This is a genomic window from Burkholderia sp. Tr-20390 (assembly GCF_017104595.1).
Taxonomy (GTDB): Bacteria; Pseudomonadota; Gammaproteobacteria; order Burkholderiales; family Burkholderiaceae; genus Burkholderia.
Genome location: NZ_JAAGPC010000111.1, coordinates 1 through 19518 on the forward strand (window position 1 = coordinate 1; position 19518 = coordinate 19518).

16 protein-coding genes and 1 pseudogene are annotated in these 19518 nt (G+C 63.1%); 14 read left to right on the forward strand and 3 right to left on the reverse strand.

Annotated elements, in window-relative coordinates; genetic code table 11:
* Window positions 1-138: 138 nt before the first annotated feature.
* The 5 genes and pseudogenes from G3N98_RS39920 to G3N98_RS25570 all read left to right on the forward strand — a co-directional run.
* A pseudogene (locus G3N98_RS39920) lies at window positions 139-2620 on the forward strand (RHS repeat-associated core domain-containing protein); the annotation flags it as partial.
* Between the two features lie 439 nt (window positions 2621-3059).
* The gene (locus tag G3N98_RS25555; RefSeq protein WP_206149535.1) at window positions 3060-3377 is read left to right on the forward strand and encodes a hypothetical protein; all 318 of its coding nucleotides are present in this window, start codon (window positions 3060-3062) and stop codon (window positions 3375-3377) included.
* A gap of 257 nt (window positions 3378-3634) precedes the next feature.
* Window positions 3635-4063, forward strand: a complete 429-nt coding sequence (locus tag G3N98_RS25560) for an NTF2 fold immunity protein (RefSeq protein WP_206149536.1) — start codon at window positions 3635-3637, stop codon at window positions 4061-4063.
* Between the two features lie 174 nt (window positions 4064-4237).
* Window positions 4238-4822 carry a hypothetical protein gene (locus G3N98_RS25565; RefSeq protein ID WP_206149537.1) on the forward strand — a complete coding sequence of 195 codons (585 nt, stop codon included), beginning with the start codon at window positions 4238-4240 and terminating at the stop codon, window positions 4820-4822.
* A 370-nt stretch (window positions 4823-5192) separates the two neighbouring features.
* A complete protein-coding gene (locus G3N98_RS25570; protein ID WP_206149538.1) occupies window positions 5193-5510 on the forward strand; it encodes a hypothetical protein in 318 nt (105 codons plus the stop codon).
* An 89-nt stretch (window positions 5511-5599) separates the two neighbouring features.
* Here the strand turns inward: G3N98_RS25570 and icmH are convergent, their stop codons facing one another.
* From icmH to tssJ, 3 genes are all read right to left on the reverse strand, one after another.
* Window positions 5600-6382, reverse strand: coding sequence for a type IVB secretion system protein IcmH/DotU (icmH, locus tag G3N98_RS25575; RefSeq protein ID WP_089424354.1), 783 nt, complete (start codon window positions 6380-6382; stop codon window positions 5600-5602).
* Window positions 6379-7725, reverse strand: a complete 1347-nt coding sequence (gene tssK, locus G3N98_RS25580) for a type VI secretion system baseplate subunit TssK (RefSeq protein ID WP_039352024.1) — start codon at window positions 7723-7725, stop codon at window positions 6379-6381. The genes icmH and tssK overlap by 4 nt, the downstream gene beginning before the upstream one ends.
* 103 nt (window positions 7726-7828) lie before the next feature.
* On the reverse strand, window positions 7829-8440 hold the full coding sequence (tssJ, locus tag G3N98_RS25585; protein WP_089424355.1) for a type VI secretion system lipoprotein TssJ: 612 nt from the start codon (window positions 8438-8440) through the stop codon (window positions 7829-7831).
* Window positions 8441-8814: 374 nt separating this feature from the next.
* On the opposite strand from tssJ, the gene G3N98_RS25590 reads away from it, so the two are divergent.
* The 9 genes from G3N98_RS25590 to tssA all read left to right on the forward strand — a co-directional run bounded on the left by G3N98_RS25590 (window position 8815) and on the right by tssA (window position 19489).
* Window positions 8815-9444 (forward strand): tetratricopeptide repeat protein, encoded by a 630-nt coding sequence (locus G3N98_RS25590; protein ID WP_089424356.1) that lies wholly within the window; start codon window positions 8815-8817, stop codon window positions 9442-9444.
* A 46-nt stretch (window positions 9445-9490) separates the two neighbouring features.
* Window positions 9491-10006, forward strand: a complete 516-nt coding sequence (gene tssB / locus G3N98_RS25595; protein ID WP_111015434.1) for a type VI secretion system contractile sheath small subunit — start codon at window positions 9491-9493, stop codon at window positions 10004-10006.
* Between the two features lie 15 nt (window positions 10007-10021).
* Window positions 10022-11512, forward strand: coding sequence for a type VI secretion system contractile sheath large subunit (gene tssC, locus G3N98_RS25600; protein ID WP_011350759.1), 1491 nt, complete (start codon window positions 10022-10024; stop codon window positions 11510-11512).
* Between the two features lie 70 nt (window positions 11513-11582).
* A complete protein-coding gene (locus G3N98_RS25605; protein WP_006477093.1) occupies window positions 11583-12086 on the forward strand; it encodes a type VI secretion system tube protein Hcp in 504 nt (167 codons plus the stop codon).
* Window positions 12087-12148: 62 nt separating this feature from the next.
* Window positions 12149-12634 carry a type VI secretion system baseplate subunit TssE gene (gene tssE, locus G3N98_RS25610; protein ID WP_021161818.1) on the forward strand — a complete coding sequence of 162 codons (486 nt, stop codon included), beginning with the start codon at window positions 12149-12151 and terminating at the stop codon, window positions 12632-12634.
* A gap of 77 nt (window positions 12635-12711) precedes the next feature.
* A complete protein-coding gene (gene tssF, locus G3N98_RS25615; protein ID WP_089424357.1) occupies window positions 12712-14547 on the forward strand; it encodes a type VI secretion system baseplate subunit TssF in 1836 nt (611 codons plus the stop codon).
* On the forward strand, window positions 14511-15611 hold the full coding sequence (gene tssG / locus G3N98_RS25620) for a type VI secretion system baseplate subunit TssG (RefSeq protein WP_089424358.1): 1101 nt from the start codon (window positions 14511-14513) through the stop codon (window positions 15609-15611). Before tssF ends, tssG begins: the two co-directional genes overlap by 37 nt.
* Before the next feature lie 44 nt (window positions 15612-15655).
* Entirely contained in the window at window positions 15656-18325 is a 2670-nt protein-coding gene (tssH, locus tag G3N98_RS25625; protein ID WP_206149539.1) for a type VI secretion system ATPase TssH, read from the forward strand.
* A gap of 42 nt (window positions 18326-18367) precedes the next feature.
* Complete coding sequence (gene tssA / locus G3N98_RS25630) at window positions 18368-19489, forward strand: type VI secretion system protein TssA (RefSeq protein WP_206149540.1); 1122 nt, start codon at window positions 18368-18370, stop codon at window positions 19487-19489.
* Window positions 19490-19518: the final 29 nt, after the last annotated feature.

Below are 19518 nucleotides of genomic sequence, written 5' to 3' on the forward strand. Positions count from 1 at the left end.
ACTACAACTCGGTGCGTCCGCATAGTGCCCTTGGGCAACTGGCGCCGGACCAATTCCGGCAACTGCATCAACCGAAAACCGGCGAGCCCACTAACTTACGAATGGTGTACTCGGCGGGGTAAGGTCAACGGGCCGAAGGCAAAATGCTTCCGCGAATTCGCCGATGACGGCAGCGATGAGGTTCGCCTGGCGTGGCATCCGGACTTCCGGATGGTCAGCGTGACCGATGCGCTTGGCAATGTCACGCACCACTACTACGACAGCAAGGGTTATTCGTTCCGTGTGATTCATCCGGACGGTAGCGAAGAGTGGATGTACCGGGACGCGAACGACAAACTCGTTCAGTACATCCATCGCGACGGTACCGTCGAGCACATGGAATACGATGTGCGCGGCAACTTCGTCCGCCATCAACGTACCGACGGCAGCGTGGTCGAGATGGCGTATGACCAGAAGGACCAGCTTGTCCGCGTGACCGATCCGCTTGGACACCAGTGGCTGCGTGAATATGACGATGCGGGGAACACGGTTGCGGAGGTCGATCCGCTCGGCCACAAGACCGAGTATGCGTACGACGAGCGAGGACTGCTTACCCGGATCAAGGATGCCAAGGGGGGCGCAAAAGCGCTGACGTATGACGAAGTCGGCCAGTTGACCAGCTATACCGACTGCTCGGGCAAGACATCGCAGTGGGCGTATGACGCCCAGGGTCGCCTCTCGGAAGCGAAGGATGCGGAGGGTGGGGTCACTGCATACCGTTATGGCGCGAATGGCCAGTTGATCGAAGTCGTGTCGCCGGCGGGGCGCGAGAAGTTGAGCTACGACGCGGAAGGGCGTCTGCTGACGCATGTCGATCCGCTGAACCGCAACACGCGTTACGGCTACGACGCGAGCGGGCGGATCAATATCCGCACCAATGCATTGGGGCAATCGCTGTCGTATCGCTATGACCGGCTCGGTCGGATCGTCGGGCTGACCGACCAGAATCACGCGAATTACACGTTCCGCTATGACGCAACAGGCCGATTGATCGAGGAGATCGATTTCGACGGGAAGGCGACGCGCTATTCGTATGACGACGCGAGCAGCCGTCTCGAGTCGGTCGACGAGGCGGGACAGGTCATGACGATGCCCTACGATCGCGGTGGGCGGCTTGATGGCCGGTCGGTCGGCGAAGAGGCAGAGCGTTTCGCCTACGATCCGCTGGGACGATTGATCGAGGCCAGCAATCGATATAGCCGCGTTCAACGGTTCTTTGACCCCGTCGGCAATCTGGTGCGCGAGCATCACGCTTACGACCTGTTCGGCGCGAGCCGGAGCTTCGTGTGGCATCACCAGTACGACGAAATCGGTAACCGCATCAGAACGGTCAGGCCGGACGGCCATGCCGTCGATTGGCTCACGTATGGCTCGGGACACGTCCACGGGCTGATGCTGGACGGCAAGGAACTCGTTCAGATCGAGCGCGATGATCTGCATCGGGAAACATTGCGTACCCTGCCGAGCAAGATCGATCAACACACGGCATACGACCGTGCAGGCAGGTTGGCGCAGCGCACCGTACAGCGTGCGAATGCACCCGCGCCGCTGGCAGAGCGCCGGTGTCGCTATGACGCGGCCGGCCAACTCGTGCAGATTGAAGACAATCGCAGAGGTTTGACGGACTATCGTTACGATCCGGTCGGACGGTTGCTGGAGTCGATCGGACCGGCGGGCAAGGAGCGGTTCGCGTTCGATCCGGCGAGCAACATTATCGACCCGATACGTGTTGAGCCGCCTCGCACGGAGAGCCGGCCGAGTCCGGTACGTGCTACGGAGAGCACGTTCCCCGCGGAAGTGTCCAAGGTGTTGGGCAACTTGTTGAAGCAATACGCGGGGGAGCATTTCGCGTACGACGCGCGCGGCAATCTCGTGCATCGCAGATCGCCAGCGGGTGAGCAGCGTTACGAGTGGAACGCGTTCAATCGGATGACTGTAGCGACGGTTGACGAGGGCTCGCAGGAGCGAGTCGCGGTACTACTACGATGCGCTGGGACGTCGCATCGCGAAAGAGGTGAACGGCGAGCGCACGGTGTTCGGGTGGGATGGCGACACGCTGGCGTATGAGAGCGGGGAGCAGGGCAGCACGCATTACCTTTACGAAGCGGGTTCGTTCGTGCCGATGGTGCAGTGCGTGAGTGCGTCGGTAGACGGGTTCGAGACGCCGTCACGCCGTGAGACCGATCGCTATGTACCGGAAGACGATCCGTTGCAACGGTTGCCGGAGCGGGTGAGTGAGGCGCACGCGTTCTATTACCACTGCGACCAGATCGGCACGCCGCAATTGCTGACGGATGATGAAGGCGATGTGGTGTGGGAGGCGTCGTATAAGGCGTGGGGAGAAGCGCGGGAGGTGATCGCGCGGGCGTCGAAGGCGGCGGGGATCGTGCCGCGGAATCTGTTGCGGTTTCAAGGGCAGCAGGTTGATGATGAGACGGGGCTGCAATATAACCGGTATCGGTACTACGATCCGAACAGTGGGCGGTTCGTCAGCAAGGACCCGATTGGGTTGGAAGGCGGACTGAATGCATTCCAGTACGCACCGAACCCGGTCGATTGGATCGACCCGTTTGGTTTATCCGGTCGAAAAGAACCTAAGCCACGCATCGAAGACGGAAACAGTAAGGAAGGATGGCGTCATATTGACGAACGTCATATCAGTGGGACACACATATCGGGCGCAGGCGATCTATTTCCACGAAGTACGACCCGAGAAGAGCTCCGGAGTGTATGCGAGTGCTTGGTGAAGAACGGAACTCGCATATCTGATCCGAAGCGCAGAATTCAGACGTATGAAAAGAGAATGAAAGTAGGCGGAAAAAGGTCTCGAGTTAGAGGTACTTTTGATTCTCATGATGGAAACAGAACAATTACCGTTTTCCCGGTTGAGAGTGAACAGGATGCTTCAGTTTAATGTGGAGAGAATCGGTGAAGGTGATCCGTCTGGATTTGATTTGGGGGAGATGAGTTTTCGTTCTAATGGGAGGTGTATATCATCAAAGAGCGATGGGCGATTGAGGATGATGATCTATCTGTCAATGGTTGGGTTGATTGATTCATTGTTGGTTTTGGGTAAAAAGAGAAATGTCAATTTTGTGGCTGTTGATTCATCGTTCTCGGTTGTGTTTCGTGTAAGCGGAGGGGGCGTGTATATCGAATCGGCGGGAGAGAGAATGGGGCCTTTTTCGTCTGTTGAGTTACTGAGATCAATTTGGGACGGGATTGTTGGGTTTGTTAATGGTGGCGGAGGATTGGGTGAGGAGGATTCGGTGTTTGGAGATTTGAATGGGGCGATTGATGATTTGAGAGTGGAAGTTGAGAGATTGCAGAAGTCGTGAGGCGTAATTTGCGTGAATAAAATAATTATACTGAAGGAGTTTTTGGCGGAAATTCGATGTGTTCGTACTGCCGGTCGGTTGGGGGTAGCCGGCACAGATATTGCGATCCAAGCGGGCGGCAGTTCATTTGCAGAGATCCAATTGGACTTGTGGATGGGCTGAGCGTCATGCTTTATCAAGCCAGAATTGACGGGCAGACTGAATCGCGAGTCTTCCCCAATCCCTGTCCATGTAAGTGTTGAGGAAGGAGTAAGACGATGTCACCGATTGATCGACTACAAACCTTTATCCGTCAGATGTTGGAGTGGGAAACGAACTTCCATGCTGAAAAGAGGAGCGACGCGTACAAGCAAGACCCGAATTACCGGGAGAAAATCAATCAAGATGCCAAGCTCAAGTTGACGGAAATTTTCTCCGAGAATCTCAGCGCGAAAGCATTGAGTGCCCTTGGTGCGGCGAGACTCGATACTCTCGGAACGGGACAGCCACCCGAGTACGATCAGACCGTTTTGGTTGACACGGAGGTACATTCTGGGAATAAAACCAATATCGAGGCAATTAGGCATAAAGGGCTCAAGCAACGTTACCGTTACACGGTGATCGTCGAGCAAGATCTACCAAAGATTGACGACGTAAGTGTTTGGCGGGGAAGTCTTGGAAAATGGGAGCGCCGTCACGCGATTTAAAAATAATTTACATTGGGCTGATGGGGGAGATTGATGGTGATCAGGATGTTGAAGTGATTTTCTTGGGTTGCGGGTGGGGCTAATTGTGGTGTGATTTAAGGGGGGCTATCTTAAGTCGATTTTTATGCTTCCTGCGCCCGACTTGACGCGAACCAAATAAAATAAGGATTCTTCATGTGGCGTTCACTTCTCGCATTCGCCTTGCTAGCAATTGCGACGGCAGCCTCTGCCGATAACACCGATTCGAGGGCGGCGGACGCGCCCGATCTGGTGCATCTCAAACCTTACGCGGCGAGCGGCGTAAGTTTCCAGCTTCCTTCGAACTGGACGGTTACGTGGAGTGGCCGGCTGGAGGATACGGACGGACAGGGAGTCGATATCGAAGCCGACAAGGCGGCATTCGAGATACTGACACTGGGCGTCACTGTCCAGATTGTGCGCACCAAGGTTGCGCCGACGCTAAAGGGTACGGCAGCTTATCTCTACAATCAGCAAGTCGATGACAAACCTGCTCAGTACACGAAAGCGAATTACGAGCCGATCATGCTGAACGGAAAGTATCCTGCGCTCGCATCGCGCTACTCGCACAAGATTTTCAAGGACGACCGGGTGTATGCACATCGGCTTGACCTGATCGCGAGCAAGCCTTGCGGTGAGGGTTGGACGTGCATCATTTTCTCGTCGGGTCTGGCCGCCAACGAAAGTCCCGCGAAACAGGGCATGGCGAAAATCTACGAGACAGTTCGCTACCAGCCCTGACCGTTGGTTCGGCGTCGACACGGATGACTATCCATTATTCTTCGCGCGAAGGCGCGTTTCGGTAGCATCCGGTGAGGATCGTGTACTGGATCGACATGTTTGAAATCGTGTATTTCCGGCGCTCGGCATGATCAGTTTTTGTATGGTCGAGCATGCGGACCGACGCATTGTCTGGGCCGGTAGCTGTATTCGTAGCTTCGTTCCGTTGGAGATGTTTGTTCGTATGGTTTCGCATGGGCGAGGAAGGCACGAGCGTTACTAAGTGGGCATAATCACGGCTCGCTGATACAGGCGCTGAGGCGTACGCACATTCGTGCAGTCGCCACACCGCTGTTCCGACACGTTCCCTCCAGCTACAACCGCAATATCCATGTCGACCACCCTAGCGACCGTCGTGTCGCTGAAATACATTCTCGAACACCCGGGCGATTTCTCCGGATGGCTCTATCTCCCGCCGATGCCATGGACGCTCGACACGGAGGGGGCATTCTCCGAAGACACCAAAGACGCTGAAGACGAAGCCGTGCCGGCCGTCGCCCGGCAGCCTGGCTGGCACGTGACGCTGGACAGCGCGACGATCGAGGACATCGTGATCAACGCGCACGATCAGATCGATGAACCGAGCGTGGCGCAGTTATTCGACGCGTTCGTGTTCTACGTCGAAAACGACGCGTTCATCCTGTTCTGACGTCACACCGCGAGCACGCCACAAACAAAAAAGGACCGCCAAGCGGTCCTTTTTTCATGCAGCATCAGCGCCGGAGCGAAGCCCACCCCTCAAGGCAACGAAATCGTCAAATTCGCCGACTCCGGCCCGACCTTGATGACTTGGGAATAAGGCGCCAGCGCCTGCAGCGTCTTGTCCTTGAGATACGTGTTGAGCCCGAGATACCCAAGCAACGCAACCAGCGCAAAAACCGCCCCGATCGCCCAAACCGGCACCTCACGCTTGAGTCGATGCGCGATCTGATCCGGCAGCGGCCAATGCGGCGCAAATGCGGCCCGCTTACCCTTCATATGCGCGATCTCGTCCCCCAGCCGTGCGGTGAGGTAAGCCAGCTTCTCCGGCCCCTCGAGCAGATACTTCCCCTGGAACCCGAGCAGCAGGCACATATGAAACACCTCGAGCGACTGCAGCCGCGCCGCACCCTGCGCGCGACATTCCTCCAGATACTGGAAGAACTTCTCGCCCGCGAGCTGCTCGCCGAACAGCACGAGCTGCAGCGGCCGGCGTTCCCACTCCGTGCGGATCTTGAACTGCGACGACAGCACCATCTCGTCGATCGCCGCGCAGAACGCGAACTTCGCGCCGTACACGTCTTCAGCGGCGATATTCAGCTTCTTCGCGCCGCGCTCGAAGTCCGACAGGAATTCCTGGATGCGCGTGCTGAACTCGCCCGCGCTCTCCGGCTCCCGCCCGTTCTTGAGCAGGAACAGCATGAAGAACCCGTCGTACAGCAGGTCGAGCAGCGAACGGGCCTGGAACGAGGCGTCCGTCGACGCCGGCGTATGCAGCGGGGCCGGCGCGTTGTCGCCGAACAGGGAAGGCGCGTAGCTCATGATGTGACCGCGATCAGTTCGAATTTCAGGTCATTGATGCCAGTCGGCGCGTAGATCATCGCGGACTGGGCCTGCAGCATGCGCTCGTACAGCGGGCTACGCGAATCGAGCGCGAAGTAGCATGCGCCGGGGCGCACCGGAATCGCGGGCGGCACCTGCGGCGTGTACGAGAGCCGCACGCCGGGCATGGCCGACAGCACGAGCTTGTCGACGTCGTCGGGCGCGCCGACCTTGAAGCGGGCCGGCACCGCATCGACGAGCTCGACGCTCGGCATGTCCGCGGACACCGCCAGGTAGAACTCGGTCTTGTCGTCGATCTTGCCGGAATCGAGGCGGCCGAGGTGGAACGACGGGCGCACCTCGTCGAGCGTGATCGCGAAGTAGCGCGTCGAGATCACGGTGTCGAGCAGCTCGCGCAGCATCAGGTCGAGACGCGCGAAGCTCGGGCCCGGGTCGTCATGGCGGTACACCGGCAAATCAGCCAGCGTATAGCCCTTCGAGAACGTCATCAGCTGGCCTGCGAGGCGCAGCAGTTCCTGGAACAGCCGCTCCGGATGCAGCGCCGAATGCTGGTGCAGGTGTGCGAGCGTCGCGAACGCGGCGTTCGCGGTGTGCAGCAGCCAGAACGACGCGATGTCGCCCGAGCGGAATTCGATGATGTTCTTCGACGGCTCGCGGTGGAAGCCGTACAGCGCGTTCACCTTCGCCTGCAGCGCGTCGACGAGCTGGCGCAGCCGCTGGTGGAGGATCGGCGACGCGTCGATCGCGAGGCACGGCGGCACGAAGCTGTCGTCGATCTCGAAACCGGACGTCGCGGTGCGGCGCACGCGCACGAGCGGCACCGACAGCAGCTGGTCGCGCGGTTCGCTGTGCGCGATCAGCTTGACCTGCGTCTTCAGGAACGTGATGTCGGCTTCCGCGGCGTCGGTGAAGTTGTCGCCGACGCTCGTCTGCTCGCTGACGAAGCGCGTCATGAAGCCGGCGGCCGGATCGTCGCTGTAGTTGGTGCCGTTCTCGCGCAGCGGGTGCAGCGCGAGATAGAACACGAATTCGTTGATGCCGTCAGGCAGCGTGTCCAGCGCGATCGGCGGCGGCAGGTCGTCGGCCTGCGGCGCGGCATACAGCGCGCCGTCCGGGAACACGAGCGCAAGCTCGGCCACCCGCAGCACGTTGCTGCCGAGCGCATCGCGGTCGATGCGCACCGAGCGCACGCCCCAGTTGTACGGCTGGATCGCCTGGATCGATTCGAACAGGCGCGCTTCGTGGTACGCGTCCTGTCGCTGAAAGTGTTGAGGCCGGAGGAACAGCCCTTCCCCCCACAGCACCTTGGCCGAATAACTCATGTCAAATCCGGTTAATGTCGCGTTGCGATGTAATCGATTTGTTCGTGCCCGAATTAAATCGCCAATTGTTAACTCTTGTTAATTGACATTCGTGCGTCATTGTTTAACCGCAGGAGACCGAAGAAAGCAAATTCAGCGGTTGTGAAGGCGCACCCTGTTGCGGTGCGATGACAGTGCCGTCGGTGACCGTCATCGCGCAATTATGCAGGCCGATGATTATGCCGGATTTCTCCGACTTCACCGGGTCGAACGTCAGTTTCCATCGTTGGAGTGCGGGATCGCGGAACAGCGCGACGATGCCGAATGCCTGCGCTTCGCGCGAAACCTTCTCGGTCGCCGTATAGCGCTGGCCCGGAATCAGCGTGATTTCACGCACGTTCAGCAGATCCGCGCCCAGTGCGGCCTTTTCCTTGGTCGGATCCGTGAATGCATCGAACGGCGCCTGCTGGAACGACGTCGGGTCCTTCAGCGTATAGAGCCGCACGACGAGCGCGAGCGGCTTGTGGTCGGTCGCGGCATTCAGGTTCGGCGCGGCGGCCAGCGTGATGCCGAGGTTGCGCGGCGGCTTCTGCGCGTCGGGCACCTCGGGCTTGCCGATGCCGGCCGCGGACATCACGGCGCTCGCGGCCGAGCCGAGCAGCGGGGCGGCCGCGCATCCGGCCAGAAGCGCGCAGGCAACCAGTGGCAGCGCGTAGCGAATCATCAACGATCTCATCGTATTTCCGGCGGGCTGCCTTTTATCCCTGTCAAATCTGCCGGGTATTTCCGCGTTCGCTGCGTGTCCCCGGCATTGCACTGTTCAACTATTAAGCACGCCCGCGTCGAGGCAGGCGCCCGGAAATTTTTGCCACCGTCCGGGCGGCGCGTCGCGAAACCAGTAAAACTTGCCCGTCCCGGCCCAAAGAAAAATCGCTGCGAGCCCGCTGCGAGAGGCCATTGGAGGGGGTAGCGCCCGGTTTTAAAAGGAATTACTCTTCACACGACGATTGAATTATGAAAAATTGATCGGTACTATACCCGCGCGCTTCTTGCAAAGCAAAAGAACCAGATTCTCAACGATTTAAAACTCACGCGCCGGTGGATATAACGATGAAAGACCGTCTCTTCGCAAAACTGTCTGGGGTAGTAGTGGCTTGCGGCGTGATCGCCGGTTGTGCGAGCCAGCCTCCGGCGCCGCCGACTGCCGAAGTGTTCAACAAGTCGCTGGCGGATGCGGACGCAGTTGCGAAGGCGGGGGACCAGGACAAGGCGCTCGGCCTGTATCAGCAGCTCGCGAAGTCGGATCCGACGCGCGAAGAGCCGTGGTCGCGCATCGCGCAAATCCAGTTCGCCCAGAACCATTACGGCCAGGCAATCGTTGCCGCGCAGGAAGCGCTGCAGCGCGACGCGACCGACCGTCAGGCGAAGAGCGTGCTGGCCGTGGCCGGCCTGCGGATCGCGACGCAGTCGCTCGGCGAGCTGCGCCAGGATTCGTCGCTCGCGGGTGACGCGAAGTCGGATGCGCAGGCGCTCGCGAAGCAGCTGCGCGACACGCTGGGCGAATCGGCGCTGTTCCCGCCGGAAACGAAGGTCGTGAAGCCGCGCCAGACGCGCCGTGTCGTTCATCGTGCGAAGACCGGCGGTGCACCGGCGGCCGAAGCAGCGGCGACCAGCACGCCGACGCCGCCCACCACGCCGCAAAAGGGCGGCGCCGACCCGTTCGGCGCACTGCGCAACTGACCGCAAGACTGACGCGATAACCACAACTAACCTGGGAGCCGTCGAGATGGCCAAGAAAGAAAGCATTCAGAAAAGCTTGCAGAAAATACGGCCGCCGCGCGTCCAATTGACCTATGAGGTCGAGAAGGGCGATGCGATCGAGGTGAAGGAACTGCCGTTCGTCGTCGGGGTCGTCGGCGATCTGGCGGGCCAGTCCGAAATCGAGCAGCCGAAGCTGCGCGACCGTAAATTCGTCAACATCGATCGCGACAATTTCGACGACGTGATGAAGGCGATCGAGCCGCGTGCCGCGTTCCAGGTGGAAAACCGCCTGAGCCCGGAAGGCGGCAAGTTCGCGGTCGACCTGAAGTTCCGTTCGCTGTCGGATTTCAGCCCGGACGAAGTCGTCGAACAGGTCGAGCCGCTGCGCCGCCTGCTCGAGGCGCGCTCGAAGCTCGCCGACCTGCGCAACAAGCTCGCCGGCAACGACAAGCTCGAGGATCTGCTGTCCGAGGTGCTGAAGAACACGCAGCAGCTGCAGGAGCTCGCGAAGGGCGCGGGCGGCGACAAAGACGGCGAATGACGACGGAGTGTTGAGATGAACCAGCAAACGGCTGCGGCCCAAGCGAGCGGCGCGGATTACGCCGCCGGGACCTCGCTGCTCGACGACATCGTCGAGAAGAGCAAGGTCGCGAAATCCGATTCCGAGCATGCGCGTGCGAAGGACCTGATCGGCGAACTCGTGCACCAGGTGCTCGACGGCACGGTGATCGTGTCGGACAACCTGTCGGCCACGATCGACGCGCGCGTCGCGGAACTGGACCGCCTGATCTCCACGCAGCTTTCCGCGGTGATGCACGCGCCGGAATTCCAGCGCCTCGAAAGCACGTGGCGCGGGATGGACTACCTGGTCAAGGAAAGCAACACCGGCCAGACGATCAAGATCAAGGCGCTGCACGCGCCGAAGCGCGACCTCGTGCGCGATTTCAAGGGCGCGAGCGAGTTCGACCAGAGCGCGCTGTTCAAGAAGGTCTACGAAGAAGAATTCGGCACGTTCGGCGGCTCGCCGTTCGGTGCGCTGATCGGCGATTACGAGATCTCGCGCCAGCCGGAAGACATGTACTTCATCGAGCAGATGTCGCACGTCGCGGCGGCCGCGCATGCGCCGTTCATCGCGTCGGCATCGCCCGAGCTGCTCGGCCTCGAGTCGTTCTCCGACCTCGGCAAGCCGCGCGACCTGGGTAAGGTGTTCGATACGGTCGAATATGCGAAGTGGAAGTCGTTCCGCGACGCCGAAGATTCGCGCTACGTCGGCCTGACGCTGCCGCGCTTCCTCGGCCGCCTGCCGTTCAATCCGAAGGACGGCCAGACCGCGGAGAACTTCAACTTCGTCGAGGACGTCGACGGCACCGACCACGACAAGTACCTGTGGTGCAACGCCGCGTGGGCGTTCGCTGCGCGCCTGACGGCCGCATTCGACGACTTCGGCTGGTGCGCGGCGATCCGCGGCGTCGAAGGCGGCGGCCTCGTCGAGGACCTGCCGACCCACACGTTCAAGACCGACGACGGTGAAGTCGCGCTGAAGTGCCCGACCGAAATCGCGATCACCGATCGCCGCGAGAAGGAGCTGAGCGACCTCGGCTTCATCCCGCTCGTCCATTGCAAGAACTCAGATTACGCCGCGTTCTTCGCTGCGCAGTCGGTGCAGAAACCCAAGAAATACAGCACCGACAGCGCGAATGCGAACGCCGTCCTGTCCGCCCAGCTTCAGTACATCTTCTCGGTATCGCGCGTCGCGCACTACCTGAAGGCGATGATGCGGGACAAGATCGGCAGCTTCGCATCGGCGCAGAACGTGGAGACTTTCCTCAACCGGTGGATTTCGCAATACGTCCTGCTCGACGACAACGCCTCGCAGGAACAGAAAGCGCAATTTCCGCTGCGCGAGGCATCCATACAAGTGTCGGAGATTCCGGGCAAGCCGGGCTCGTATCGTTCGGTCGCGTTCCTGCGCCCGCACTTTCAGCTCGACGAACTCTCGATTTCTCTGCGACTTGTCGCTGATCTGCCCAAACCGGCAAATTCATAAGCGAGTAAATCGCCCGGGCGGGCCGCCTGGGTAGGACGTTAAAACCACCTCTTTGGGGAGTCGAAGGGCCATGTTACATATGCACTTGCAGTTTGGTAGTCCCGCGGTGAAGGGCGAATCCGCGGACAAGGACCACCAGGGCTGGATCGAGCTGAAATCGTGGGATCACTCGATCGTTCAGCCGCGTTCGGCAACCGCATCGACCGCTGGCGGTCACACGATGACGCGTTGCGAACACGGCGACATGATCTTCACGAAGGAAATCGATTCGTCGAGCCCGCTGCTGTACCAACACGCTTCGGGCGGCACCACGTTCGACGAGGTGACGGTCCATTTCTCGCGCGCTGACGGTGAAGGCAAGCGCGTGCAGTATCTGGAAGTCAAGCTCAAGTACGTGATCATCTCGAGCATCGCCCCGAGCGTTCGCGAAGAAGGTCTGCCGCTCGAGACGTTCTCGCTCAAGTACGCAGCTGTGCAGTGGAAGCAAACCCAGCAGAAGATCGGCGGCAACCAGGGCGGCAACACGCAAGGCGCCTGGAGTCTGACGAAGAACGACAAGACCTACGCGGTCTAAGGTCGGTTGCGGCAACGGGGCGCTCGGCGTCCCGTTGCCGTTTTCGCTGTACATACCGGCCGATGAAACGATTCGAACCCAGTTTTCTCGACAAGCTGTTCGACGACGAACCGCACCTGCCGGCCTCGGCAGCGATGCGGCAATTGTCGCTGGACGAGCTCAAGAACACGGTCGCCCGCGACGTCGAGGCGATCCTCAACACCCGTATCGCCCACACCGAGAACGAGCTGGCCACGCTGCCGGAGTGCCAGAAGTCGGTGCTGACCTACGGGTTGAACGATTTCGCGGGGCTGAGCCTCGCGAGTCACTACGATCGCGCGTTCATCTGCAAGTCGATCCAGCAGGCCATCGCACGCCACGAGCCGCGCCTGCAGCAGGTGCAGGTGACGTTCGAGCTGAACGAGCAGGCCACCAACGCGCTTTACTTCGCGATCCAGGCGCTGCTCGTCGTGCACCCGGCCGAGGAGCCGGTGAGTTTCGACGCGATGCTGCAGCCCTCGACGCTGCAGTATTCGGTCACGCGCGCACGCGCCGCAAGAATGCAGTAAATCAAGCCGCCGAGCGGGCCGGACCGCCCGGTGGTGGATCAGGGTCCGGCAGGAAATATTGAGGTTCGGGGTCGTCGATGGAAGAATTGCTGCCGTATTACGAGCGCGAATTATCGTTTTTGCGGCGCTATTCGCGAGATTTCGCCGAACGCTATCCGAAGATCGCGGCGCGGCTCGCGCTGTCCGGCGAGCATTGCGAGGATCCGCACGTCGAGCGGATGATCGAGTCGTTCGCGCTGCTCGGCGCGCGCATCAACAAGAAGCTCGACGACGATTACCCGGAATTCACCGAAGCGCTGCTGGAAGTGCTGTATCCGCACTACCTGCGGCCGTTCCCGTCGTGCTCGATCGCGCAGTTCACGCCGGCGTCGCCCGGCCAGCAGACCGAACCGGTCGTGATCGATCGCGGCACCGAGCTGAAGAGCCGCCCGATCCGCGGCGTGCAGTGCCGGTTCCGTACCGCCTATGACGTGACGCTCGCGCCGATCCGCATCTCGGAAGCCCGCTACACGCCGGTCGCGCTCGCACCGAGCGCGACGGTGCTGCCGTCGAACGCGACCGGCGTGATCTCGATCACGTTCGAATCGCTCGCCGCGCAGCTCGATCTCGGCGCGCTGAAGCTGCCGACGCTGCGCGCGCACCTGCACGGCGAACAGTCGTTCGTCGCCGCGCTGACCGACTGCCTGTTCGTCAACGTGCTCGGCGCGTATGTCGAGCCCGAGCGCAACGGCCGCTGGACCGCGCTGCGCAAGCTGCCGATCGCGCATGCCGGCTTCGACGAGGACGACGCGCTGATCGACTATCCGGCGAAATCGCATCCCGCGTACCGCCTGCTCACCGAATACTTCGCGTTCCCCGACAAGTTCGATTTCGTCGACTTCGACATCGCGGCGATCGCGCGCGCGAGCGGCCGCTGCCAGCGCGCGACGCTGCATCTCGTGCTGCAGGACGTGCGCAGCGATTCGCACGTCGCGCGGCTGCTCGAACTGCTGACGGCGAGCCACTTCCGGCTGTTCTGCACGCCGATCGTCAACCTGTTCCGCCAGCACGGCGAACCGATCCGCATCACGCACCGCGCGGTGTCCTACCCGGTGATCGCCGAGGCGCGGCGCGCGTTCGCGTACGAGGTGTATTCGATCGATTCGGTGAAGCTCGTGAGGCAACAGGCGCACGAGGAGTCGGTGATCGAGTTCCGGCCGTTCTATTCGCTGCACCACGGTGAATCGGCGCGGATCGGCCATTACTGGTTCGCGCGCCGCAACGACTGGGTCGCGCAGAAGAGCCCCGGCTACGAAACCGAGATCTCGATCGTCGACATCGATTTCGAGCCGACGTCGCCGCAGACCGACACGCTGAGCCTCGACCTCACCTGCACGAACCGCGACCTGCCGGCGATGCTCGCGTTCGGGCTCGAAGGCGGCGACCTGTTCCAGGAAGGCGGCGCGCAGACGAGCGGCATTTCGCTGCTGCGCCGCCCGACGCAGAGCGTGCGCTTCGAGCGCGGCCGCGCCGCGCACTGGCGGCTCGTGTCGCATCTCGCGCTCAATCACGTGTCGCTGGTCGCGCATGGCCTCGCGCCGCTGAAGGAAATGCTGACGCTGTACGACCTGCGGCGCACCGCCGTGTCGATGCGCCAGATCGACGGCCTGGCCGGCATCGAGCAGCGCGGCGCCGTGCAGTGGCTGCCCGGCAAGCCGTTCGCGACCTTCGTGCGCGGCATCGAGATCCGCCTGACGATCGACGAGGAACACTTCGTCGGCGCGAGCCTGGCCTCGTTCGTGCGCGTGCTCGACAGCTTCTTCGGGCTGTACGTGCACCTCAACAGTTTCGTTCAACTAGTCGTCGTGTCGAAGCGCACCGGCGAGGAGATCATCCGATGCAAGCCCCGGACCGGCGAATCGATCCTGGCGTAGTCGACGCGCTGCTCGACGAACCGCACCGCTTCGAGTTCTTCCAGGCGGTGCGCGTGCTCGAAGGGCTGTTCGCGCGGCAGGCGTCGGACGCGCCCGGCGCGTGGCGGCAGGGCGACGTGGTCGCGCAGCGCATCGAATTCCGCAACACGCTGTCGCTCGGCTTTCCGCCGAGCGAGATCGAAGGCGCGCGTTCGTTCGACGACGACGGCACCCACCTCGACACGGGCGAGGCGCGCGGCGCCGCGCTCGCGGCCGGTGAGCTCGGCCACGTCGAGCTGACGCCCGCGTTCTTCGGGCTGCTCGGCGGGCAGGGCGCGCTGCCGCTGCATTACACCGAGCAGATCGTCGCGCGCGAGCACCTGAAGCGCGACCATGCGGCGCGTGCCTTCTTCGACGTGTTCTCGAACCGCGCGACCGCGCTGTTCTATGCCGCGTGGAAGAAATACCGGCTGCCGTTCCATTACGAGCTCGACCGTGACGAGCGCTATCTGCCGCTGCTGCTCGCGATCGCGGGCGTGCCGAGCGACGAGGTGCGCGACAGTCTCGCGGCCGGCGTGGGCGGCGTGCTCGACGAGGCCGTGGCCGGCTATGCGCTCGCCGCGCGGCACCGGCCGATGTCGGCCGCCTACCTGCAGCGCACGCTGTCCGACTACTTCCGCGTGCCGGTGAAGATCGACCAGTTCGTCGGCAAGTGGTACGACGTGCCGCCCGACCAGCTGAGCGTGCTCGGCGAAGTCAACGCGGTGCTCGGCGCGACGGCGCTCGTCGGCGAACGCGTCTGGCAGCGCGACATGCGCGCGCGGATCGTCGTCGGGCCGCTGTCCAAGCGCGACTACGAGGCGTTCCTGCCCGGCGGCGCGCACGCCATCGCACTGGAGCGGATGCTGACGCTGCTCGCCGGCGTCACGCTCGAATACGAAGTGAAGCTCGTGCTCAAGCGCACCGAAGTCGGCGCGAGCGTGCTCGGCGCGGGCTCGCGGCTCGGCTGGGACGCGTTCCTCTGCACGCGCGACGCGGTCGAGGACCGCTCCGACGCCCGCTACGAACTGCACGTGATTCACTGATTCCGAACGACAACAAACACGCAATCGAACCTGAGATCGACGCCATGAGCACGCCTCTGAAGACCCTGATCACGAAACTGAACCCGCTGTGCCGCCACGCGACCGAGCGGGCGGCGAGCGCGTGCCTGGCGCGCGGCCACTACGAGGTCGATCTCGAGCACCTGTTCCTCGCGTTGCTCGACGAAGCGACGGGCGACCTGCCGCTCGCCCTGCGCGCGAGCCGCGTCGATCCGCACGCGCTGCACGCCGATCTCGAGCGCGAACTGACGCGTCTGAAGACGGGCAACACGCGCACGCCGGTGTTCTCCGTGCACCTGATCGCGCTGTTCGAACAGGCCTGGCTGATCGCGTCGCTCGACTCGCAGCTCGGCCGCATCCGTTCGGGGCACCTGCTGCTCGCGCTGCTGACCGCGCCCGATCTCGCGCAGTTCGCGCAACGGATGTCGTCGCAGTTCGCGGAAATGAACGTGACGGACCTGAAGCACAAGTTCGACGAGATCATGGCCGGCTCGAGCGAAGCCGAGCCGCGTCAGGCGGACGACGAAGGCAGCGACGTCGCGCCGGCCGCCGACGGCCTGGTGCCCGCGTCCGGCCCGTCGAAGACACCCGCGCTCGACACGTACACGACCAACCTCACGCAGCGCGCACGCGACGGCAAGATCGACCCGGTGATCGGCCGCGAAGCGGAGATCCGCCAGGCGATCGACATCCTGATGCGCCGCCGCCAGAACAACCCGATCATGACCGGCGAGGCCGGCGTCGGCAAAACGGCGGTCGTCGAGGGCCTCGCGCTGCGCATCGCGGCCGACGACGTGCCGCCGCCGCTGCGCGGCGTTGCGCTGCACGTGCTCGACATGGGCCTGCTGCAGGCCGGCGCGAGCGTGAAGGGCGAGTTCGAGAACCGCCTGAAGAGCGTGATCGACGAGGTGAAGAAGAGCGCGCATCCGATCATCCTGTTCATCGACGAGGCGCACACGATCATCGGCGCGGGCGGCCAGGCCGGCCAGAACGACGCGGCGAACCTGCTGAAGCCGGCGCTCGCGCGCGGCGAGCTGCGCACGATCGCCGCGACGACGTGGAGCGAATACAAGAAGTACTTCGAGAAGGACGCGGCGCTCGCGCGGCGCTTCCAGGTCGTGAAGGTCGAGGAGCCGAGCGAGCCGCTCGCGGCCGCGATGCTGCGCGGGATGTCCGGCCTGATGGAGAAGCACTTCAACGTGCGGATCCTCGACGATGCGATCACCGAGGCCGTGCGCCTGTCACACCGCTACATCAGCGGCCGCCAGCTGCCGGACAAGGCGATCAGCGTGCTCGACACCGCGTGCGCGAAGGTCGCGCTCGCGCACAGCGCGACGCCAGCAGCGATCGACGACACGAAGAAGCGCATCGAGCGGATCGACGCGGAGATCGCGTCGCTGGAGCGCGAGGCAGCGGGCGGCGCGTCGCACGACGAGCGGCTCGGCGAGCTGCGCGGCACGCGCGACACGGCGCTCGAGCAACTGGCGAAGGACGAGGCGCGCTATGAAGCCGAGCGCGCGATCGTCGCCGAGATCACCGAACTGCGCGAAGCGCTCGACAAGGCACGCGGCCCGTCGGAAGACGGCCAGCCGGTCGACGTGCAGGCCACCCGCGACACGCTCGCCGAACGCGTCGCGGCGCTGCACGCGCTGCAGGGCGGCGAGCCGATGGTGCCGCTGCAGGTCGACGGCCACGTGGTGGCCGAGATCGTCGCCGCGTGGACGGGCATTCCGCTCGGCCGGATGGTGAAGGACGAGATCGACACCGTGCTGAACCTGCAGCCGCTGCTCGCCGCGCGCGTGATCGGTCAGGATCACGCGCTGGGAGCGATCGCGCAGCGCGTGCGCACCGCGACCGCGAGCCTCGAGGATCCGAACAAGCCGCGCGGCGTGTTCATGTTCGTCGGGCCGTCGGGCGTCGGCAAGACCGAGACGGCGCTCGCGCTGGCCGACATCCTGTACGGCGGCGAGCGCAAGATGGTCACGATCAACATGAGCGAGTACCAGGAAGCGCACAGCGTGTCGGGCCTGAAGGGCTCGCCGCCGGGCTACGTCGGCTACGGCGAAGGCGGCGTGCTGACCGAGGCCGTGCGCCGCAACCCGTATTCCGTCGTGCTGCTCGACGAGGTCGAGAAGGCGCACCCCGACGTGCTCGAGATGTTCTTCCAGGTGTTCGACAAGGGCGCGATGGACGATGCGGAAGGGCGCGAGATCGACTTCCGCAACACGCTGATCATCCTGACGTCGAACGTCGGTTCATCCGCGGTGATGCAGGCGTGCCTGAACAAGCCGGCCGAGGAATTGCCCGATCCGGACGCGCTCGCCGAGACGCTGCGCCCGCAGCTGTACAAGACCTTCAAGCCCGCCTTCCTCGGGCGGATGAAGGTCGTGCCGTACTACCCGATTTCCGACGACGTGCTGGCCGAGATCATCGAGCTGAAGCTCGAGCGGATCCGCCGCCGGATCGAGGCGAACCACAAGGCCGCGTTCGAATGGGACGAGTCGCTCGTCGAGGCGGTGCTCGCGCGCTGCACCGAGGTCGATTCGGGCGCCCGCAACGTCGACCACATCCTGAACGGCACGCTGCTGCCGGAGATCGCGGGCCACGTGCTCGGCCGGATCGCCGACGGCGAGGCCATCGCGCGCATCGCGGTGCGCGCGGACGAGGCCGGCGAATTCACGTACACCGTCGAATGAGCGCGGCCGTGCAACGCAAGCATTTGATGAACTGACAGAATCATGCCGATCAATCTCCCCGAGCTGCTGACGCCGATCAGCGATGCGTCGCCCAGCGGCGACGACCTGCTGTTTTCGAACGAATTCGACGCGATCCAGGATGCGCGGCGCTACGACGATCCGACGCTCGACCAGGGCGAGTGGGTGACCGAGATCAAGGAGGCCGACTGGGGCTTCGTGGTCGACCATGCGGGCGAGTTGCTGCGCACGCGCACGAAGGACCTGCGGCTTGCCGTGTGGCTGACCGAGGCGCTCGCGCTCGAAGACGGCATCACCGGCCTCACCGAAGGCTATGCGCTGCTCGAGGGCCTGTGCCGCGACTTCTGGGACACCGTGCACCCGCTGCCGGAAGACGATGACACCGAGCACCGGCTCGGCAACGTCGCGTGGCTGTCCGGCCGCACGGCCGAGCTGCTGCGCGCGGTGCCGATGACGGACGGCGCGTCGAACGCGTTCAGCACGCTCGACTGGGAAGTGGCGCAGCACGTCGCGCAGGCCATCAAGCGCGACCCCGAACACGCGGACGACATCGCACGCGGCAAGCCGTCGATCGAGCAGATCGATTCGTCGCGGCGCGTGACGTCGATCGCGTTCTACACCGCGTTGCTCGCGAACCTGAAGGCGTTCGAGTTCGCGCTCGATGCGTTCGAGGAGCGGCTCGTCGAGCGCGCGGGCGATTCGGCGCCGAGCTTCCGGCAGGCGCGCGACGCGTTCGAGACCGTGTACCGGCTCGCCGAGCGCTTTGCGCGCGAGCAGGGCTATACGGGCAGCGCGCCGCACACGCCCGGGGCGCAGCAGGCGCAGCCCGAGCGTATCGAGCCGGTGTTCGGCAACCCGATCCAGACGGAGGAGACTCACGTGCAGCCGCAGCCCGTTCCGCGCGCCCCGGTGACGCAGATGATCGCCGGCATCCAGAACCGTGCGCAGGCCGTCGACCAGTTGCGTGCGGTCGCCCGCTATTTCCGCCAGACCGAGCCGCACAGCCCGGTCGCGTATCTCGCCGACAAGGCCGCCGAATGGGCCGACATGCCGCTGCACAAGTGGCTCGAGAGCGTCGTGAAGGACGACGGCTCGCTGTCGCATATTCGTGAGTTGCTGGGCGTGAGGCCGGACGAGCAGTCGTGAGTGACGGGCATTTGACCTGAGAGCGCGGG